Genomic DNA, 19,865 nt, shown 5'->3' on the forward strand with positions numbered 1-19,865 from the left:
AATGAATAGCCCGTCATAATGAATAGCCTCGTGGCGTGATCATCAGTCCATTGCGGCAATAAGTGGCCTGATTGCCAACAATCACCAAACTGGTCATATCCACCGGTTCAAAATCCATATCACCTATTGTGGTTAGCCATTTTTCCTGTTTTTTGCGCCCTGCCGCCTTCACCACCCCCACCGGCGTTGCGGCTTTCTTCCACGGCTGCATCAGCTCGAACGCCCGTGCTAAATGCCCTTCGCGGCCACGGCTGCGCGGGTTATAGAAGCAGATAACAAAATCGGCTTGTGCCGCTGCGATAATGCGTTTTTCAATCACTTCCCACGGCGTCATCAAATCACTCAGGCTAATATGACAAAAATCATGCATCAGCGGCGCGCCGAGCAGTGAGGCCGCTGCGATACTGGCGGTAATACCGGCTACCAACCGGACTTCTAACGTCAACTGTTGCTGTGTCACCAGCTCCAACACCAAGCCCGCCATGCCGTAAATACCGGCATCGCCACTGCTGATAAGCGCCACGTTATGACCGGCCAGTGCCAGGTCAATCGCCGCCTGACAGCGCTCAATCTCTTTACACATGCCAGTTTTGATCACCTGTTTATCCAGGGTCATGGATTTGACCAGATGGGTATAGGTTTTGTAGCCGACAATAATTTCTGCTTCGCGAATAGCGGCGATAGCGTCCTGCGTCATCATTGATTCACTGCCTGGCCCAATGCCAATCACGGTTAACATTAATGCGATACTCCCAGAGTGATGGTGACGCCCTGCTGACGCAGAGTATTGCCAACCAATTTACCGTCGCTCATCAGCCAGGCGACCGGTTGTGAAACGCTACCGACACCCACCGTTTGGCGGACAAAATCAGAAGCAGGGAAACGTTGTTCATGGCGGCTCAGTTCGCCGACGCTGAACAGTTCGAACGGGACTCGCCAGCATTTAGCCAATTGATGCAGCGCCGGTTCATCTTTTTTGATAGTGACGCTGCCAATCGCTCGTAATGCCATGATGTCAAAATGATTTTCTGCCATTTGCTGTTGCAGCAATTCAACCAGCGTTTGCAGAGAGGTGGCACGGCGGCAACCAATTCCCGCCACTACCCGGCGCGGCACCAGCTTATAAACTGGCAACGTCGCCAGTTGATCAGCGGGCAGCGGCAGAGTGTCGCGCAACGTGATGCACACTAAGGCGTCTAATGGTGGGAGTTGCTCCAAACTAAGTTGATCCAAACAATCAACCGGCACGAACCCCCGCGTGTCGCAGCGCTCACGTTCCGCCAACAGCGGCGTGTCCCACCACAGCCCGACTTTCTGGTTACTGACCAACATTTGATTGACCACTTTGACCGCGTGGCGGAAATCTTGCATTTCAGCATCAAGCTGGGTTGCCAGTGTGTCCAGCGCCGCCATCTCGTTAACATCGGTGGCGGTGGTTATCACCGGGTCAGCCCCCAAAATGCCAGCAAGATAACGGGTTAGGGTATTCGCCCCTCCCACATGCCCCGACAGCAAACTGACGACGTGTTGCCCGCGCTCATCAATCACCACCACCGCAGGGTCGGTCATTTTGTCGTTTACCAGCGGAGCGATAACCCGCACCGTTAGGCCAATCGCTCCGACCACCACCAGTGCTGAATACTGTTTAAATGCTTCACGAAGAGTGTCGCCAAAACTGCCGTTAAAGGGCAAAAAACCCTCTTCCAGCAATTTGTCACTGGTAAAACAGGTCAGCGGCAAGTGGGTTTGCAAGCGTCGCGCCAGCCGTACACCACCGGGTGTCAGGCAAAATACCGCGATAGATTCAGGCTTGACGATATTCATGGCTAAACCCCGCATCATAGAGTTTGGAATAGTGGTATTCATCACCGAGGAATGCCCCCACCAAAATCAGAGCAGTTTTATGAATGGCTGCCGCGCGAACCAACTCGGCGATATCCGCCAGTGTGCCGCGGACGGTGCGGCTTTCAGCCCAAGTCGCTTTGTATACCACTGCGACTGGCGTATCCGCGGGATAACCACCGGCGATTAAGCGATCAGCTACTCGGTCCATTTCCTGTACCGACAAGAAAATAGCCATGGAGGTTTGGTGGGCAGCAAAGGCTTCCAGTTGCTCCAGTGGCGGCATCGGAGTGCGCCCCTCGATACGGGTGATAATCAGACTCTGCGCCACTTCCGGTACGGTGTATTCCACTCCAAGTTGCGCAGCCGCCCCCAGGAAAGCACTGACACCGGGTACTGACACAAATCCGATGCCGTGTTCGCCCAAGACTTCGCCCTGTTCACGAATCGAGCCATACAAAGAGAGATCACCGGTTTGTAACCGCACCACCAGCTTGCCCGCCCGCACACCATCCACCATCAGTGTGATGATTTGTTCCAAATTTAATCCCGCGCTGTCGTGACATTCAGCCTCGGCGGAGCAATATTCCAACAGCTCAGTATTGATAAGTGATCCGGCATAGATAACCACCTGTGCCTGTTGCAGCAAGCGGTAGCCTTTTAGCGTGATCAGCTCTTTGTCACCCGGCCCGGCACCAACAAACCAGACTTTTTGCGTATCCCATGTTGGTGTAACAGGACTGGGTGTAGCAGAGGTGGGTGTAACAGGTGCTGATACGGCATTAGGATGCTCAGACATTGCTCGCCTCCTTGTGGCAGGAAATAAGATAAGTAGGATTATTCGGTTTAAAATAGTGCCCGCTACCCAGAGGGGTCAGAGTAGAAAGTTGCAGTTGCACACAATCCAACTCACTAACAACGCAGGTCTGTAAATGGCTTAATGCCTCATTGAGGTTATTGAGCAAAATAAAGGTCAATACCAGGCGGCCACCGGGATGGAGCATCCTCAGCGACCAGTCGATAAGGTCAGTCAGATGACCGCCGCTGCCACCAATAAAAATGGCATCAGCTTTATCGGATAAAGGTAAAGGAGCGACTCCGGCAATAATGTCTACCTTGCGACACCCTAGCCGCTGGCGGTTTTCATTAATTAACTCAAGTGCTACCGGATTCCGTTCAATCGCCGTCACCCGTAAATCAGGAAAACGCAAAGCCGCTTCCAATGCCACACTGCCAGTACCCGCCCCCACATCAATCAAGTGAGTCGCATCCGACAAACTCAGCCGTTCCAGTGCCAATACTCGCACCGCTTCTTTGGTCATTGGGACTTTTTGCCCACGCAGGAACAGCTCATCTTTCATTGAGGATCACCACCACATTCATGTCATAGCGGGCCGCCACTTGCTCTGCTGGCAGGCGATAAATTCGTTCGTTGGGTTGCGAGAGGTTTTCACCAATAATCAAGGTACGAGACAGACCACGTTGCTGTAGCGCATCAGCAATAGCTCTTGGGCCAATAATGCCGTCGGTCACCATCGCTACTTTGTCGTGCTGGAAGATCCAGTCAAAATCGGGTTCACGACCATGACTGCTGGTAAGAAAGAGGTCGTTCATATCCAGTGCAGCTTTGGCGCACAAATATTGAATCGCGCTAATGCCGGGAACGATATGCAACTCCTCAGCGCTGAAGTTCGCTGCCAGCAATTTGCCGATGCCATACAGCAAAGGATCTCCCGAGGCCAGCACCACAATGGCGCGATGCTTATTGCTATCCAGCCACTCCAATAGCCCTAATAGATCAGCATCCAACAAGCGCGACTCTTTACTATCGCCGCTCAATGCGGCCAGATGGCGCTTACCGCCAACCAGTACTTCGGCGCGCTCGATAGCCCGCCGAGCTGCGGGTGTCAGATAATCAGTATCACCGGGGCCAATCCCCACCACTGTAATCATCGTAACGCCTCCACAATCTCATCCAGTGGCCGGTTGCTACCCAGCACCTGATTATCAAAAGAGAATAAAATGGCGTCGCACTGTGGTGGATTAACCGAGAAACGCATCATCTCAGCGATACGCTCGCAGATACGCTCTGCTATACGCGAATAGACGCCCTGCCAACCCTGCTCAGCAATTAATTCCATGGCCGCTTCCGTGGTATCACACTGATTAACTTCAAGTAATAGCGCATGGGGCGCACCCATTAAGGCCAAATTAGCCACCAACGTCTCCATACGTCCATCAGCAATATGGCTGTGGGTATGGAAGATACCGGCGGCCACTTTGACCAATTTGCCCGGATGCCCAACTAACAGAACGCGACGGAATCCCAAGCGCACGGTTTCTTGCAGCATATAGCCGACAAAATTACTCATGGTGACCACCCGTTGGCTATCCAGCCCCAGGTAGTCGCGAACAAAGCGCTCGCCGTGATTACCCGGCACCAAAATGACGCGATCAACACCTGCTGCCCGCTTCATTTCCAGCTCCAGCGCCAATGAGCGTTTCCAGCTCTCTTCTGACATTGGCGTCACAATACCGGTGGTGCCGATGATGGAAATCCCACCCAGGATCCCCAGCCGCCCGTTGTAGGTTTTCTTCGCTCGCTCCTCGCCTTCTGGTGCAAAGATTTCGACTTCTGCGCCACGCAATGGGCCGATGACTTCACGCACTGCGGCTTCGATGGTTTGGCGCGGAGTGCGGTTAATGGCGCTGCTGCCGACCGGCAACCCAATCCCTTTTCGGGTAACGGTTCCCACGCCTTCGCCGCCTCGCAAAGTAATGTCGGTCTGTTCGGTGAGGGTCACGCGGGCAAAAATCAGCATGCCGTGGGTAGCATCAACATCATCGCCGCCATCTTTGCGGATTGCGGCGGTGGCTTGCTGACCTTCAATCAACGGCTGCTCAACATTCAGACATAAGGTGATGCCGGAAGGCGTCACAATAGAAATTTGATCAATCACTTGCTGACGCAACACCATCAGCGCCGCCACTTTGGCCGCCGCCGTGGCACAGGAACCGGTGGTATAGCCTTTACGGTACTGCTTGCCGTTGTGCCAAATGCTGTCTAATTGCTGGTTTTGCAGCGCAATATCATCATTTATAGGGCTATCACTGGCCAGACCGTCGCTCATAGCGCCCCCCGTAGTTGCGTCCTTTGTAACTGATAGAGGATGGCGTTGATAATGGCTGCCGCCACGTTACTGCCCCCTTTGCGCCCCAGCGCGGCAATGCACGGCAAACCACTTGCCACCAACGCATCTTTAGATTCCGCCGCACCAACAAACCCCACCGGCACGCCGATGACCGCCACCGGGGACGCTTGCCGTTCTAGCAAACGGAATAACGCCGTCGGCGCATTGCCGAACACAAACAGTTTTTCGCCCGGCTCCGCCAACGCCACATCTACCGCGGCCATCGAGCGGGTAATTCCCTGAACCGGCGCACTCTCAACCACGCGCGGATCACTGATATAGCAGCGACACTCGCATCCCATCTGCTTTAACAGTGTTTTATTAATGCCCGACATCGCCATAGTGGTGTCGGTATACAGCGTGCATCCCCGACGTAAACCCTCAGCAATACGGGTCAGCACATCCGGTGAAAAATGCAGAATATCCAGCCAGTCAAAATCCGCTGTGGTGTGGATAACCCGCTTGACAACCGCTTCATGCAGCGCACTGGCAAACCGAGTCTCTGGCCGCTCAGCGGCGATAATATCGCCAATGATAACGAAGCTATTTTTCTCGATTTCCTGCGGGTTTTTTATATAGTTCATGGGGTTATCCTTGTTAAATACCGACCAACAGCAGATGGGTCAGAGCGAACAATAAAAGAGCCAATAGCGACGCCATCATCATTAAATGGATGCTGCGTGGAATATCACTCAGAGCGATTTCACGCCGCTCATCGCCAATCCACGGCTTCTCCACCCGCTCACCAAAGTAATCATTCGGGCCACCCAAGCGTATGCCCAACGCTCCCGCCACCGTGGCTTCCGACCAGGCGCAGTTCGGGCTGGAGTGTTGATAACGGTCGCGCCAGCCAATGCGCAACGCCTGACGGTAATCAGCCTGAATCAACCAGGCTGCGATACTGAGTAACAGCCAACTGAGGCGTGCAGGAAGCCAATTGGCGACATCATCCATACGGGCAGAGACATAGCCAATTGCGCGATATTTCGGCGTTTTATATCCCACCATCGAATCAAGGGTGTTTACCGCTTTATAAGCCATTGCCAGCGGCGCGCCCCCCAGCATCAGGAAAAACAGCGGAGCAATCACGCCATCGACACTGTTCTCGGCCACGGTCTCGACCACCGCCCGGGTGATTTGTGGTTTCTCCAATTGCGAAGTATCACGCCCCACAATCCATGACAGCTTTTCGCGGCTTTGCGCGAGGGTTCCATGTTGCAGCGCATCAAAAACCGCTAATGCCGCATCACTCAAGCAGCGGCCGGCCAGTAAGGTGTAAATCATCCACACTTGTGCTAACCAGCCGAGCCACGGATTAATCGCTGTCATCAGCCATAAAAACCCCCAGCTGACGAGCCAGGTAATCCCCACCACCAGTAACCACAGCACCGCACCACCCCATTTGAGTGCCCGCTCGCTATGACACACGGCGCGAATGGCTCTCTGCAACAGCGTGATAAGATTACCCATCCAGCGCACCGGATGCGGCCAACGCGGCGGGTCGCCGAGCCAATGATCCAGTAAGAAAGCAATAAACCACGCGCTCAGGGTCATAGCACACTCCGGGCAGCAGCTAGCCAGCCATCCAATAATCCGGGGCGCTGCGCAAAATGAATATGAAGGTAACTGGCCAGAGTACGTTGCACTTGATAACCACTCTGCCAGCGCTGAATAACTTCGCCATCGCGCCATTTACTGCTATCAAAAGCCGGTGTCAGTGAGCTGGTAAAATCGGAGTAATGGAACTCATGACCGCGCAGAATTTCGCCGGGCGCGGCTAATAATGTGTCACTGCGAGCCTGTGCCTGACAGTAACCAAAGCGAGTCAGACGTTTTCCCATCCGGCTTTCTCCGGCCAAAACTCCTACCATCTGATGGCGTTGCCCGCTTTCATCCGTCAGAGCGTCCCCCAAATACATCAAGCCGCCACATTCGGCATACATCGGGATTTGCTGGCGGTGGGCTTGCTGTAACGCCGCATGCATCGCGGTATTCTCTGCTAATGCGCGGCTGTGGATCTCCGGATACCCTCCGCCCAGATAAATCATCTGACAAGCCGGCAGATGGCGATCATGTAGCGGGCTGAAGCGCTGGATACGCACGCCAGCTTGCTCCAGCAAGTCAAGGTTATCGGGGTAGTAAAAATTGAAAACTTCATCCGCGGCTAAGGCCAATGTCAAGCCGTCGGCCAATACCGGAGGCGGTAATACGGGCGGGGTTCCAACAGGAAGTTGGGTGCGTGAAGTTAGGGCCAGCAAGCGGTCCAAATCGATAAAGGCTTCGACCTGCTGGGCCAATTGTTGCCAGCGCGGTGAGTTATCAGGTTGTTTGGATAGTGCACCGCCACGCTCTTGTGCCGGGATCAGCCCCAAATGGCGTGATGGCAGGGTAACATCGTCCATGACCGGCAAACGGCCCAAAACCGGAATACCGCAATAACGTTCGATAGCATGGCGAATAAGTTGATAGTGATTTTCTGAGTTGACGCGGTTAACAATCACCCCGGCAATCGTCAACTTGGGATCAAATTGGCTAAAGCCCAGCACGGTTGCGGCAACCGATGTCGAAACCGCTTTACCATCCACCAGCAAGATAACCGGGCAGCCTAATTGCTTGGCCATCGCTGCACTGCTGCAATAATCGGGGTCGGTGCCATAGCCGTCATACAACCCCATGACACCTTCAATCACCGCGACATCGGCATGACGCATATGCTGGTTATACAACCCATTAAGAGTGGCGGGCGGCAACATAAAAGCATCAAGATTCCGTGACGTCACACCACTGACGGCGGTGTGCCAGCCAGTATCCAGATAGTCCGGCCCGACTTTGAACGGCTGCACTGACAATCCGCGCGCCATCAGCGCCCGCAAAATACCCAGCGTGACGGTCGTTTTACCACAGCCGCTACCTGTTCCTGCGATGATAAATGCTTGTTTGCCTGAGCGTTGCATAAAAAAATCCCGCCATTTCAAGCGGGATATGCAGTGTCAAAAAGGTGCATCTGCGCAACGTCACCGCTGCGCGCATCTGATGACAACCCGCTTCCCACCGAAGGAGTTGAAACTCTTTACTGATTTGGCTGGTCTTCTGGCTTAGCGTCACTCTCCCCCGCTACCTTCCCAATCCTATGGATCAGTGGTCTCAGCGGGTTCGTCAGCATCACAGCAGCGGGGGCTGCGGGGGATTTACACCCCCTTCCCAATCGTGTTATCCACGACATACCTGTTTCAGTATTTAAGTACAGTAGATTCTGTTATTTAATTTCTTATTTCGTTATTTAATTTATCTCTTTATTTACACTGTTATAACAGAGCGCTTATTAATTAGCAGCCTGGTTGGCCTTCATGAAATTAATATACGCCTTTCTGTTCACAAAAAATGGTTAATTTCATTTTTTGCGAGGAATTTTTTTGTATCTTTACAACAAATAATTGCTATGAAAAGAGAATGTAAGCACTTAAAAACAACAAGTTATATGATAAATTTCGTTTGAGTCAATAGCAAAAAATTGTCATTATTTATTTTATATTTTTAATATCATGCTGGATATTAAAATAGACAAACTTGAATGAACAGCATGAGCAATTGATATTAGATCAATAACTGTCATTCCATTTCGCTGCGTTCAGAAGAAAGTGAGCGAAATACCTGCGGTGTCACGTTGTAGGTCTGACGGAACACTTTGCAGAAATAGCTGGTCTGGGAAAAACCCAGATTCTTGGCAATGCTCGCAATGCTCCAATCGCTGTGTTGTAACATCTCTCGGGCATTGGCCATCCGCTGCTGATTGACCCAGGCATTAAATCCGATGCCCTGATATTTTTTAAACAATTTACTGAAATAGTACGGGCTGAGATACACCTTGGCCGCCACTTCCTCCAGCCGTAGTTCTTCCGATAAATGCGTATCAATATAACGCAGTGCTTTCTTCATTTTGCTGTCATGGGGGTGAACCGGTCGTATTCTGCCTGGTTCTTTGCTGCCCATATTGTCGTTGATTACTACAAAATTGAGATGTTTTTTGAGGCAATTCTCAACAATCAACTTCAATAAATCTGCCGATGCAATCACCCGTGAAAAATCCATAACCGGCACATTGTGGAACTCATCCATCAGTGCCGGATTCTGCTGCCAGTGATTATCGACATTAAGTATATCAATCAGATAAACATCTGAGTGCAACCGCACCTGGCCGCATAACACAAAACCGACTAAATGGCCGGCAATGACCAACGGAATAGAGAAATCAGTTAACCCAGCGTGGCAGCGATAAATACAAGGCTCATTGGATTTTGAGGCTTCAAGGCCCCCGCAACGATCACTCATTCGGCAACGGAGATGGTTCACCGGGTCCTGACGCATCAACTGACAAAATGGCGTAAAGTTAAAGAGATCAGAAATCTCTTCGCCGTGAATATTCACCACAACGACTGCCAGCCCAGTTGCCTGAGCAAAATCCTGCGCGATTTTATTTATGAGCTCTGAGTTTAGAGAACTGGCAGAAATCATGATAAAACCTCTCAGTTAATTTTAATTTATTGTTATTAAGTTTCGTTTGTTGCTATAAATCATCCCTGTAATAAACTACGTGTTACTAATTTGTTATATTTACATTCCTATCAGCAAGTGGAAAACCTATTTCCCTGTGAAGGTTTAGACCCTGGCAAAATGAAGGAAAATAACAATTCACCTTACCAGAGTCATAATCAACAGGGGACTATAATCAGTCCATTAACCAGAATAGATCACGGAATTTCCTCATCTCGTTTCATAGATTCAAGATGAGGAAACTCACATTGATTTATAAACTGGCTTTCTCATCCTCTAATTTGCAGGTATTGCAAGGTAGGTTTTTACCAATGAAGAAGCGATAAACCGCCGCACCGAGGCAAGCACCAATAATAGGGGCGACAATCGGGATAATGAAATAAGGGATATCACGCCCACCCGTCATCGAGATTTTTCCCCAGCCAGCAAAGAAGGTAAATAATTTAGGGCCAAAATCACGCGCCGGGTTCATGGCAAAACCGGTTAATGGCCCAGTCGAAGCCCCTATCACCGCCACCAGAATACCAATCAATAGCGGCCCTAATGCACCACGCGGTACGCCATTACCATCATCCGTCAACGCCATAATCAGCCCCATCAGAATGGAGGTAATAATGATTTCAACAAATGCAGCTTGCCATACACTGATAGCTGGTGAAGGGAACGTACTGAAAATACTGGCCAGTTGCAGACTTTCTAAACTACCACGTACCATTTGATGGGCAGTTTCAAAATCAGTAAATAAGTTGTGATACAACATATAAGACAGCGCCGCACCACCAAAAGCACCGGCAATCTGTGCAATGCTATAGGGAATGACTTTGCGCGCGGGGAAACAGGCAAACAACCATAAAGCAATGGTAATCGCGGGATTGAGGTGAGCACCGGAAATACCCGCGGTCAGATAAACCGCCAGTGAAATCCCCAGCCCCCACACAATACAGATTTCCCACAAACCAAAACTGGCACCAGCCACTTTCATCGCCGCCAGGCAACTAATACCAAAAAACAAAAACAGCCCGGTGCCAAGAAATTCTGCCACACACTGAGCTTTGAGCGAGTCGTTCATAGGGTTACCCTGCTTGCGGTTAAATTAATACGTTATATACCCTAAATAATTCGAGTTGCAGGAAGGCGGCAATTGAGTAAATCCCCAGGAGCTTATTGATTTTAAGATCAATAGCAGTAAGTGACTGGGGTGAACGAAAGCAGCCAACGCATATGCAGCTCGAAGTATGACGGGTATGGTATTGCACGGCCCTTGACCTGATCACTATAAAGAGACAGAAAATGAAAGTGTTGTCGTGATTAGCCATTAATTAAACAAAAAATAGAGTTCCTATAGCAAATTATTGCTATTACCTGGCCCAGAACCCCCTTAACACCCTGTAAATAAGCAACTTATTGTCTAATTAAATAATGTGACTTTCTTGTCATTTATTCTTTCCGTTATTGTTAGCAAGCTCGCAATTTCTATTTTAATGTGAGCCAGCTTCCATCTTTATATTCACGTGCGTGAGTAGCAAAGAAAATAGGGATTGTCACTGACTTAATTGTAATTATGAATATGCAAAAACCAATTATTATCACCTATCCATTAATAAATAGACTTATAAAATAATCAGTTAAATGAACTCATGACAATAATTTGTTATTTCGTCACTAACCATTCCCGCCAGTAAATTCAATACAGCCATTCTTTTTCATTGCTTGTTTGTATATTCAATCCCAGCACGAACCTGACAACGTTATTACTGAATATAACAACATTATTTTTTGAACATGCTATTTGTCGAGGTACTTATGCAACAAGAAGCACTAGGAATGGTGGAAACCAAAGGGTTGGTTGCGGCCATCGAAGCTGCTGACACCATGGTGAAATCGGCCAATGTGACGTTGGTAGGCTACGAAAAAATTGGCTCAGGTCTGGTCACTGTCATCGTCCGTGGTGATGTGGGAGCGGTTAAGGCAGCCACTGATGCAGGCGCTATCGCGGCTGCCAACGTAGGTGAAGTGAAATCAACCCATGTGATCCCACGGCCACATACCGATGTTGAGGCCTTTCTTCCCAAGGGAAACTTACCAAAGGGAAATAGCTAATGAAAAGCAATGACCTGGTCGACCAAATCATGGCGCAGGTGATAGCAAAAGTCAGTGAACACGCTCCGGCGTCTTCTGCACAACCATCTTATAAACAACCATCCTATAAACAACGAGATACGGCTATGGCTGAGAAAACTTGCAGTTTAACGGAATTTGTTGGAACCGCGATCGGTGACACGGTCGGACTGGTGATCGCCAACGTCGACAGCGCCCTGTTGGACGCAATGAAGCTGGAAAAACGCTATCGCTCCATTGGTATTTTGGGCGCTCGCACCGGTGCTGGCCCGCACATTATGGCCGCCGATGAAGCAGTAAAAGCCACCAATACCGAAGTGGTCAGCATTGAATTACCACGCGATACCAAAGGCGGTGCCGGTCATGGCTCACTGATTATCTTCGGTGGTGATGATGTTTCCGACGTGAAACGTGCCGTTGAAGTGGCGCTGAAAGAGTTAGACCGCACATTTGGTGATGTTTACGCCAATGAAGCGGGTCATATCGAATTGCAATACAGCGCGCGTGCCAGCCATGCACTGGAAAAAGCATTCGGCGCACCGCTGGGCCGTTCTTGCGGCGTGATTGTCGGCGCACCGGCTTCCATTGGTGTTCTGATGGCCGATACCGCAGTGAAATCCGCCAATGTTGATGTGGTGGCTTACAGCTCTCCCGCACAGGGCACCAGCTTTAGTAACGAAGTGATTCTGGTTATCTCCGGCGATTCTGGCGCAGTCCGTCAGGCAGTGATTTCTGCTCGTGAGATCGGCAAAACGGTATTAGCAACTTTAGGTGCTGAACCGAAAAACGACCGCCCTTCTTATATCTGACGCCACAGTGAGGCTGTTTCATGAAATCGAAAAGATTTGAAGCGTTGGCGAAACGCCCGGTTAATCAGGACGGCTTTGTCAAAGAGTGGATCGAGGAAGGCTTTATTGCCATGGAAAGCCCTAACGATCCGAAACCTTCCATCAAGATTGTTAATGGTGTGGTGACTGAACTCGACGGTAAACCACAAAGCAGTTTCGACCTGATCGACCACTTTATCGCCCGCTACGGTATCAATCTGGCCCATGCGGAAGAAGTGATGAAGATGGATTCCATCAAGCTGGCCAATATGTTGTGTGATCCAAATGTGTCGCGCCGCACCATTGTTCCGCTGACGACCGCCATGACACCAGCCAAAATCGTCGAGGTGGTGTCGCACATGAACGTGGTGGAAATGATGATGTCGATGCAGAAAATGCGCGCTCGTCGGACACCATCACAACAAGCTCACGTCACCAACGTGAAAGATAACCCGGTGCAAATTGCTGCCGATGCGGCGGAAGGCGCATTCCGTGGTTTCGATGAGCAAGAAACTACGGTGGCGGTGGCTCGTTATGCGCCATTCAACGCCATTGCACTGTTGGTCGGTTCGCAAGTTGGCCGCCCAGGGGTGCTGACTCAATGTTCTCTGGAAGAAGCCACTGAACTGAAACTGGGGATGTTGGGCCACACCTGTTATGCCGAAACCATCTCGGTTTATGGTACTGAACCGGTGTTTACCGACGGTGATGACACTCCGTGGTCGAAAGGTTTTCTCGCTTCGTCTTATGCATCACGCGGTTTGAAAATGCGCTTCACCTCCGGTTCTGGCTCCGAAGTGCAAATGGGCTATGCCGAAGGCAAATCCATGCTGTATCTCGAAGCGCGCTGTATTTATATCACCAAAGCCGCCGGGGTTCAGGGGCTGCAAAACGGCTCCGTCAGTTGTGTCGGCGTGCCGTCTGCGGTGCCATCGGGCATTCGCGCCATTTTGGCCGAAAACCTGATTTGCTCAGCGCTGGATTTGGAATGTGCATCCAGTAACGACCAAACCTTTACCCACTCGGATATGCGCCGTACCGCTCGCCTGCTGATGCAGTTCCTGCCGGGTACTGACTTTATCTCCTCTGGTTATTCCGCGGTGCCGAACTACGACAACATGTTCGCTGGCTCCAACGAAGATGCCGAAGACTTTGACGATTACAACGTTATGCAGCGCGATCTGAAAGTCGATGGCGGCTTGCGTCCGGTGTTGGAAGCCGACGTCGTGGCAATTCGCAATAAAGCTGCGCGCGCTCTGCAAGCGGTATTCGCCGGGATGGGTTTACCGCCAATTACCGACGAAGAAGTGATTGCGGCGACCTACGCCCACGGCTCGAAAGATATGCCGGAACGCAACATCGTTGAAGACATCAAGTTCGCTCAGGAAATTATCAGCAAAAACCGCACCGGTCTGGAAGTGGTGAAAGCCTTGGCGCAAGGCGGCTTTGAAGATGTGGCGCAGGACATGCTCAACATCCAGAAAGCCAAAATTGCCGGCGACTACCTGCATACCTCGGCGATCATCAAAGGTGATAACCAGGTGCTGTCAGCGGTGAATGACGTCAATGACTACGCGGGGCCAGCTACCGGTTACCGGCTGGAAGGTGCACGTTGGGAAGAAATTAAAAATATTCCAAACGCGCTTGATCCGAATGAGCTTGGCTAAGGGGTTCACGAGATGGTGGATATTAACGAAAAACTGTTACGCCAAATTATTGAAGGCGTATTGCAGGAAATGCAAGGAGACAACAATACCGTCTCCTTTAAGCAAGACACCCAACCTGCGGCAACGGCTGCCGTGGCGTCAGGGGATTTTCTCACTGAAGTGGGTGAAGCCCGCCCCGGTACCCATCAGGATGAAGTGATTATTGCTGTCGGCCCGGCATTTGGCTTGTCGCAAACAGCCAATATCGTTGGCATTCCGCACAAGAATATTTTGCGCGAACTGATTGCTGGTATCGAAGAGGAAGGGATCAAAGCGCGGGTTATCCGCTGCTTTAAATCCTCCGATGTGGCTTTTGTTGCCGTCGAGGGCAACCGCCTGAGTGGCTCCGGGATCTCTATTGGCATCCAGTCAAAAGGTACCACGGTCATTCATCAGCAAGGTCTGCCGCCACTTTCTAACCTGGAGCTGTTCCCACAGGCCCCGCTGCTGACGCTGGAAACCTATCGTTTGATTGGTAAAAACGCCGCTCGCTACGCCAAACGGGAATCACCACAACCGGTTCCGACCCTGAATGACCAAATGGCACGGCCAAAATATCAGGCCAAATCAGCGATTCTGCACATTAAAGAAACCAAATATGTGGTGACCGGCAAGAATCCTCAGGAACTCCGGGTGGCGCTTTAACAAAGGAAAACACAATGAATTCCGAAGCTATTGAATCCATGGTTCGCGATGTGCTGAGCAAGATGAACAGCTTGCAAGGCCAAACGCCAACTACCGCTTGTGCTCCAGCGGCCAGCTCGCGCAGTGATGCCAAAGTCTCTGATTATCCATTGGCGAATAAACACCCTGACTGGGTAAAAACCGCCACCAATAAAACACTGGATGATCTGACGCTGGCGAACGTTTTAAACGGCAGTGTGACTTCACAAGATTTACGTATTACCCCGGAAATCCTGCGTATTCAGGCATCCATTGCCAAAGACGCGGGCCGCCCGCTGCTGGCAATGAACTTCGAACGCGCAGCTGAACTGACCGCCGTGCCAGATGACAAGGTACTGGATATCTATAACGCCTTGCGCCCATTCCGCTCGAGTAAAGAAGAGTTGAATGCCATTGCTGATGATCTGGAACAGACCTACAAAGCGACCATTTGTGCCGCCTTCGTGCGCGAAGCCGCCGTGTTGTATGTCCAGCGCAAAAAGCTCAAAGGCGACGATTAATCAATTTCTCAGAGGGTTATCACAATGTGCCCATGGCAGAGAGAACAGGCAGATCGTAAAGACGCCGTAAACCCTTCCCTGGGGGCTCGAGCCGCGCCGTCCTGGCGCGGACGCTTTACTCTTCTGCCTATCCTCTCTGCTCCAGATCGAGGCCTCGGGATATGTCAGCAGTATGGATTAATCAATGGTCAGCCATCTTAGGAACGGATATGCGGTATATAGCAGGCATTGACATCGGCAACTCATCAACGGAAGTGGCATTGGCACAATGTGCGGCTGAGGGTCAGTTGCACTTTGTTACCAGTACCCTAACCGAAACCACGGGTATCAAAGGGACGCAACGCAACATTTTTGGCATCACTAAGGCGCTGAATATGTTGGTGGAAAAGGCTGGTATCGCACTCAGCGATATCAATCTTATCCGCATCAACGAGGCGACCCCGGTCATTGGTGATGTGGCGATGGAAACCATAACTGAAACCATTATCACTGAATCCACCATGATCGGTCACAACCCTAAAACTCCCGGTGGACTGGGGTTAGGCGTTGGGCTGACCATCACGATTGATGAGTTGGTCACGCGAGACCCTAACCAGCCTTACATTCTGGTGGTGCCCTCTGCAGTTGATTTTGCCGATGTGGCGGCCGTGGTCAATGCTGCTAACGGCGCTGGATACCGCATTACCGCGATTATCCTGCAACGGGATGATGGTGTTCTGGTCAGCAACCGCCTCACACATCCCCTGCCCATCGTGGATGAGGTGCTGCATATCGACCGTATTCCAATGGGGATGTTGGCAGCGGTTGAAGTTGCCATGCCGGGTCAGGTGATTGAAACCCTCTCTAACCCTTATGGCATTGCCACGGTGTTCGGATTGAGTGCGGAAGAAACCAAAAACATCGTTCCGGTGGCGCGGGCTTTGATTGGCACACGCTCCGCAGTGGTGGTGAAAACCCCGGAGGGCGATGTTAAAGCCCGCGCCATTCCGGCTGGGCATCTGGAGCTATTTGCTAACGGCCGCACTGTACGGGTGGATGTCGCAACCGGTGCTGAAGCCATCATGACCGCCGTCAACAGCTTCCGACATCTGGATAATGTCAGTGGTGAAGCGGGCACTAATATCGGCGGCATGCTCGAACACGTCCGCCAAACTATGGCGGAACTGACCAACAAACCGACCAATGAGATCTTCATTCAGGATCTGCTGGCAGTTGACACTGCGGTACCGGTCAACGTCATTGGTGGCTTGGCGGGTGAATTCTCGCTCGAACAGGCGGTGGGTATTGCCTCTATGGTGAAATCTGACCGCTTACAAATGGCCCATATCGCCAGTGAAATCGAAAAGACGCTGAATATTGATGTACAGGTCGGGGGGGCGGAAGCCGAAGCGGCGATACTCGGCGCGCTAACCACACCAGGGACGCGACGGCCACTCGCCATCCTCGATTTAGGGGCAGGATCTACCGATGCCTCAATCATCAATGCGCAAGGTCAAATTGTTGCCACCCATCTGGCGGGTGCTGGCGATATGGTCACGATGATAATCGCCTCTGAGCTGGATCTCCAAGACCGATATTTGGCCGAAGACATCAAAAAATATCCCTTGGCAAAAGTGGAAAGTCTGTTCCACCTGCGCCACGAAGACGGCAGCGTTCAGTTCTTCCCACAACCGCTACCACCCGAAGTTTTTGCCCGATTAGTGGTGGTTAAACCGGAAGGGTTGGTGCCACTACCGGGAGATTACGCACTGGAAAAAGTACGCAATATCCGCCGCAGCGCGAAAGAGCGGGTGTTTGTCACCAATGCGCTTCGCGCGCTACGTCAAGTCAGTCCGACCGGCAATATCCGCGATATCCCCTTCGTGGTGCTGGTTGGCGGCTCGTCGCTGGACTTCGAAATCCCGCAATTGGTCACCGACGCACTTTCTCACTACAAGCTGGTGGCCGGTCGCGGCAATATCCGCGCCAGCGAAGGCCCGCGTAATGCGGTTGCCACCGGATTGATTCTGTCCTGGCAACGGGAGAATCACGCATGAACTTTACCCAAGATGCACCCGCAATTGTTATCAGCCTCACCTCGCCAACACCCGAGGCGGTCTGGCACCAAGTGTTACTAGGGATTGAGGAAGAAGGCATTCCCTGGCAGTGGCAGCAAGACGATGACACGGATGCCATTCTCCGCGCCTGGCAGGCGGCGACCCGCTCACCACTATTGGTAGGGCTGGCGTGTTCTGCCGACGAAGTTATCGTGCATTTTCGTCATTTACCCCCCGCCAGCCCGCTGTTCCGGCAGCCACTGGCACAAGACGAAGACCCATTACGGCGGCTAGGCAACAACGCCGCCCGATTAGTCAAAGGCTTACCGTTTAAGTAATCACACTCAAATTAACAAGGAACTCATATCTATGAACAACGCACTGGGATTAATCGAAACCAAAGGGCTGGTCGCTGCCATCGAAGCGGCTGATGCCATGGTCAAATCTGCCAACGTACAGCTCGTGGGATACGAAAAAATCGGTTCCGGCTTGGTGACTGTCATGGTTCGCGGCGATGTCGGCGCAGTTAAAGCGGCGGTTGATGCCGGTTCTGCGGCGGCCAGCGCGGTGGGTGAAGTGAAATCTTGCCATGTGATCCCACGCCCACACAGCGATGTAGAAGCCATTTTACCGACCTCTGCCTAAGGGTAAGAAGAGGAGCACCGCGTGAAAACGTCACTGGGTTTACTTGAAGTTAGCGGTCTGGCGCTGGCGATTGGTGCAGCGGATGTCATGGCAAAAGCGGCATCCGTCACCCTGATTGGAATAGAAAAAACCAACGGCTCCGGCTGGATGTTAATCCGTCTAACCGGTGATGTGGCTTCCGTTCAGGCGGCAATCAGTACCGGAGCCGCCTTTGCCCAACTGCATCAAGGGCTGGTCTCAAGTGCGGTGCTGGCCCGTCCGGCAGATCCCCTAATGGCGTATTGGCAAGCGCCACACATTGAGCCAGTCGCCACTGAAGCCACCACCTTAAGCGAACCTGCGCAACAGGTTGCCGCCGAAGAGGTTATGACGGAAAGCCCTACCATCGAGGAGTGCGATGAAGCTGAAGCCCCACGATCTGCCGATACCGCCACCGACGATGAACCAGAAATTGCCTTGGGTGTGGCAATAATGGACTTGGATGTCGCAATAAAAAGTGCAGAAAGTGAGGCCCCGCCAGCTCCTCGTGTGAGCTGCAATCTCTGCCTCGACCCGGCTTGCCGACGCCATAAAGGTGAGCCTCGCTTTCGCTGTATTCACTTGGGTAAACGAGGAAAAGTCTGATGGAAAAAGCGTTACTGGAACCCGTTGTCAGTAAGATCCTCGACGAAATGCGTCTTCGTCCGATCCCGCTTGGGGTTTCCAATCGACACCTGCACCTTTCGGTGCAGGATTACCAACAATTGTTCCCCGATCAGCCGCTGATTGAGAAAAAAGCACTGCTCCAGCCAGGCCAGTTCGCCGCTGCTCAGACGGTGACCTTGGTCGGGCCGAAAGGCAGCTTGAAGAATGTCCGTATTCTGGGGCCACTGCGCAGCTACAGTCAGGTTGAGATCTCTCGTACCGACGCCCGCACACTGGGTATCAATGCCCCTCTGCGGATGTCGGGCAATCTGGCTGACACGCCAGCTATCCGGCTGGTCAGCCCCTATGGCGAGTTGGAATTGCCACAGGGTGTGATTGTGGCATTGCGCCATATCCATATGTCGCCACTGGATGCCCTTATCTATCGGGTCAAACACGGCGATCGGGTGCAAGTGGCCATCCACGGCAGTGGCCGCCGGTTGATCATGGATGATGTTGCTATCCGCGTTTCACCCCAAATGAAACTGGAAATGCACATTGATACCGACGAGGCCAATGCCGCCGGAGCCGATGACCCGGCGGCTTTTGCGACGTTGCTACCCCTTACACGGACAACGCAACCATGAATCTGACTCAGGCGCAAACCGAACAGCTGGTCAGCCAGATTGTCACGCGGTTGGCTGAGCGCGAACGCCGGGTTCACGCCCTGCTATTGCCTCAGCTACGCGCCGGGCTGGATACATCGGTATTCCTGCACCATGCCACGCTGCATTTAATGTTGCCGGATTTGGCGTTTATCCATCAACTGGCGCAGTTCGATACCAACTGTCCTGCGGTGGTGGCCTTGAACGAGGCCTGGTCGTGGGGCATGAAAGTGCATATCAGCCTGCACCGTCAACTGTTACCCGCCCTGCCCATGACGGCACTGCGCCCGTTGCCGCTAACTTTCAGTGACAACCAAGGTCTGGCGATACGGCTACATGCAAGCAAGGTATTGAGTTATCGCGATATTGCCACACTTGACCCCGGCTGGTTGCTGATTGCCAGCTCTACGTTGGTTACACCGCTGGCGCAGGAAACATTGTCAGCCCGTCACATTCAACTGTTAAGGCAGGAGTAA

At 51.9% G+C, this 19,865-nt stretch carries 22 protein-coding genes and 1 riboswitch; of the genes, 11 read left to right on the forward strand and 11 right to left on the reverse strand.

Translation table 11 applies throughout. The features are described 5' to 3' along the window. Positions 1-13: 13 nt before the first annotated feature. The 11 genes from FTB31_RS07760 to pduF all read right to left on the reverse strand — a co-directional run bounded on the left by FTB31_RS07760 (position 14) and on the right by pduF (position 10,653). Positions 14-739 carry a precorrin-3B C(17)-methyltransferase gene (locus FTB31_RS07760; RefSeq protein WP_050075276.1) on the reverse strand — a complete coding sequence of 242 codons (726 nt, stop codon included), beginning with the start codon at positions 737-739 and terminating at the stop codon, positions 14-16. Beyond that, complete coding sequence (gene cbiG, locus FTB31_RS07765) at positions 739-1,824, reverse strand: cobalt-precorrin 5A hydrolase (protein ID WP_077174885.1); 1,086 nt, start codon at positions 1,822-1,824, stop codon at positions 739-741. Before cbiG ends, FTB31_RS07760 begins: the two co-directional genes overlap by 1 nt. Next, positions 1,805-2,641, reverse strand: coding sequence for a cobalt-precorrin-4 methyltransferase (locus tag FTB31_RS07770; RefSeq protein ID WP_077293737.1), 837 nt, complete (start codon positions 2,639-2,641; stop codon positions 1,805-1,807). Before FTB31_RS07770 ends, cbiG begins: the two co-directional genes overlap by 20 nt. After that, positions 2,634-3,203: a decarboxylating cobalt-precorrin-6B (C(15))-methyltransferase gene (locus FTB31_RS07775; RefSeq protein ID WP_050075273.1), complete on the reverse strand. Its 570-nt coding sequence runs from the start codon at positions 3,201-3,203 to the stop codon at positions 2,634-2,636. Before FTB31_RS07775 ends, FTB31_RS07770 begins: the two co-directional genes overlap by 8 nt. Next, a complete protein-coding gene (locus FTB31_RS07780; protein ID WP_227731261.1) occupies positions 3,193-3,795 on the reverse strand; it encodes a cobalt-precorrin-7 (C(5))-methyltransferase in 603 nt (200 codons plus the stop codon). Before FTB31_RS07780 ends, FTB31_RS07775 begins: the two co-directional genes overlap by 11 nt. Then, complete coding sequence (gene cbiD, locus FTB31_RS07785) at positions 3,792-4,973, reverse strand: cobalt-precorrin-5B (C(1))-methyltransferase CbiD (protein ID WP_227731262.1); 1,182 nt, start codon at positions 4,971-4,973, stop codon at positions 3,792-3,794. The genes FTB31_RS07780 and cbiD overlap by 4 nt, the downstream gene beginning before the upstream one ends. Beyond that, entirely contained in the window at positions 4,970-5,617 is a 648-nt protein-coding gene (locus tag FTB31_RS07790) for a cobalt-precorrin-8 methylmutase (RefSeq protein WP_050075270.1), read from the reverse strand. Before FTB31_RS07790 ends, cbiD begins: the two co-directional genes overlap by 4 nt. A gap of 13 nt (positions 5,618-5,630) precedes the next feature. Beyond that, positions 5,631-6,587, reverse strand: coding sequence for an adenosylcobinamide-phosphate synthase CbiB (gene cbiB / locus FTB31_RS07795; protein WP_077293732.1), 957 nt, complete (start codon positions 6,585-6,587; stop codon positions 5,631-5,633). Then, entirely contained in the window at positions 6,584-7,987 is a 1,404-nt protein-coding gene (locus FTB31_RS07800; RefSeq protein WP_077293730.1) for a cobyrinate a,c-diamide synthase, read from the reverse strand. The genes cbiB and FTB31_RS07800 overlap by 4 nt, the downstream gene beginning before the upstream one ends. 109 nt (positions 7,988-8,096) lie before the next feature. Then, a riboswitch (cobalamin riboswitch) is annotated at positions 8,097-8,277 on the reverse strand. Between the two features lie 365 nt (positions 8,278-8,642). Beyond that, on the reverse strand, positions 8,643-9,545 hold the full coding sequence (pocR, locus tag FTB31_RS07805) for a transcriptional regulator PocR (protein WP_005168458.1): 903 nt from the start codon (positions 9,543-9,545) through the stop codon (positions 8,643-8,645). Positions 9,546-9,837: 292 nt separating this feature from the next. Further along, the gene (gene pduF, locus FTB31_RS07810; protein WP_004699353.1) at positions 9,838-10,653 is read right to left on the reverse strand and encodes a propanediol diffusion facilitator PduF; all 816 of its coding nucleotides are present in this window, start codon (positions 10,651-10,653) and stop codon (positions 9,838-9,840) included. A 734-nt stretch (positions 10,654-11,387) separates the two neighbouring features. Here pduF and pduA point away from each other — a divergent pair. The 11 genes from pduA to pduM all read left to right on the forward strand — a co-directional run bounded on the left by pduA (position 11,388) and on the right by pduM (position 19,865). Further along, entirely contained in the window at positions 11,388-11,684 is a 297-nt protein-coding gene (pduA, locus tag FTB31_RS07815) for a propanediol utilization microcompartment protein PduA (RefSeq protein ID WP_005157689.1), read from the forward strand. Continuing rightward, entirely contained in the window at positions 11,684-12,511 is an 828-nt protein-coding gene (gene pduB / locus FTB31_RS07820; RefSeq protein WP_019080985.1) for a propanediol utilization microcompartment protein PduB, read from the forward strand. Before pduA ends, pduB begins: the two co-directional genes overlap by 1 nt. Positions 12,512-12,531: 20 nt before the next feature. Further along, positions 12,532-14,196 (forward strand): propanediol dehydratase large subunit PduC, encoded by a 1,665-nt coding sequence (gene pduC, locus FTB31_RS07825; RefSeq protein WP_005168448.1) that lies wholly within the window; start codon positions 12,532-12,534, stop codon positions 14,194-14,196. 15 nt (positions 14,197-14,211) lie between these two features. Continuing rightward, positions 14,212-14,880 carry a propanediol/glycerol family dehydratase medium subunit gene (locus FTB31_RS07830; protein WP_227719549.1) on the forward strand — a complete coding sequence of 223 codons (669 nt, stop codon included), beginning with the start codon at positions 14,212-14,214 and terminating at the stop codon, positions 14,878-14,880. Positions 14,881-14,894: 14 nt separating this feature from the next. Beyond that, the gene (pduE, locus tag FTB31_RS07835) at positions 14,895-15,419 is read left to right on the forward strand and encodes a propanediol dehydratase small subunit PduE (RefSeq protein ID WP_011816692.1); all 525 of its coding nucleotides are present in this window, start codon (positions 14,895-14,897) and stop codon (positions 15,417-15,419) included. Between the two features lie 209 nt (positions 15,420-15,628). After that, the gene (locus FTB31_RS07840) at positions 15,629-17,455 is read left to right on the forward strand and encodes a diol dehydratase reactivase subunit alpha (RefSeq protein WP_227731263.1); all 1,827 of its coding nucleotides are present in this window, start codon (positions 15,629-15,631) and stop codon (positions 17,453-17,455) included. Further along, entirely contained in the window at positions 17,452-17,793 is a 342-nt protein-coding gene (locus FTB31_RS07845; protein ID WP_019080989.1) for a glycerol dehydratase reactivase beta/small subunit family protein, read from the forward strand. The genes FTB31_RS07840 and FTB31_RS07845 overlap by 4 nt, the downstream gene beginning before the upstream one ends. Positions 17,794-17,824: 31 nt before the next feature. Continuing rightward, positions 17,825-18,100 carry a propanediol utilization microcompartment protein PduJ gene (gene pduJ, locus FTB31_RS07850; protein ID WP_004388818.1) on the forward strand — a complete coding sequence of 92 codons (276 nt, stop codon included), beginning with the start codon at positions 17,825-17,827 and terminating at the stop codon, positions 18,098-18,100. Between the two features lie 21 nt (positions 18,101-18,121). Beyond that, positions 18,122-18,724 (forward strand): BMC domain-containing protein, encoded by a 603-nt coding sequence (locus tag FTB31_RS07855; protein WP_227719533.1) that lies wholly within the window; start codon positions 18,122-18,124, stop codon positions 18,722-18,724. Beyond that, positions 18,724-19,371 (forward strand): phosphate propanoyltransferase, encoded by a 648-nt coding sequence (locus FTB31_RS07860; RefSeq protein ID WP_227719534.1) that lies wholly within the window; start codon positions 18,724-18,726, stop codon positions 19,369-19,371. The genes FTB31_RS07855 and FTB31_RS07860 overlap by 1 nt, the downstream gene beginning before the upstream one ends. Beyond that, positions 19,368-19,865, forward strand: a complete 498-nt coding sequence (gene pduM / locus FTB31_RS07865) for a microcompartment protein PduM (RefSeq protein ID WP_046051242.1) — start codon at positions 19,368-19,370, stop codon at positions 19,863-19,865. Before FTB31_RS07860 ends, pduM begins: the two co-directional genes overlap by 4 nt.

It is taken from the genome of Yersinia proxima, assembly GCF_902170785.1.
GTDB classification, from domain to species: Bacteria; Pseudomonadota; Gammaproteobacteria; order Enterobacterales; family Enterobacteriaceae; genus Yersinia; species Yersinia proxima.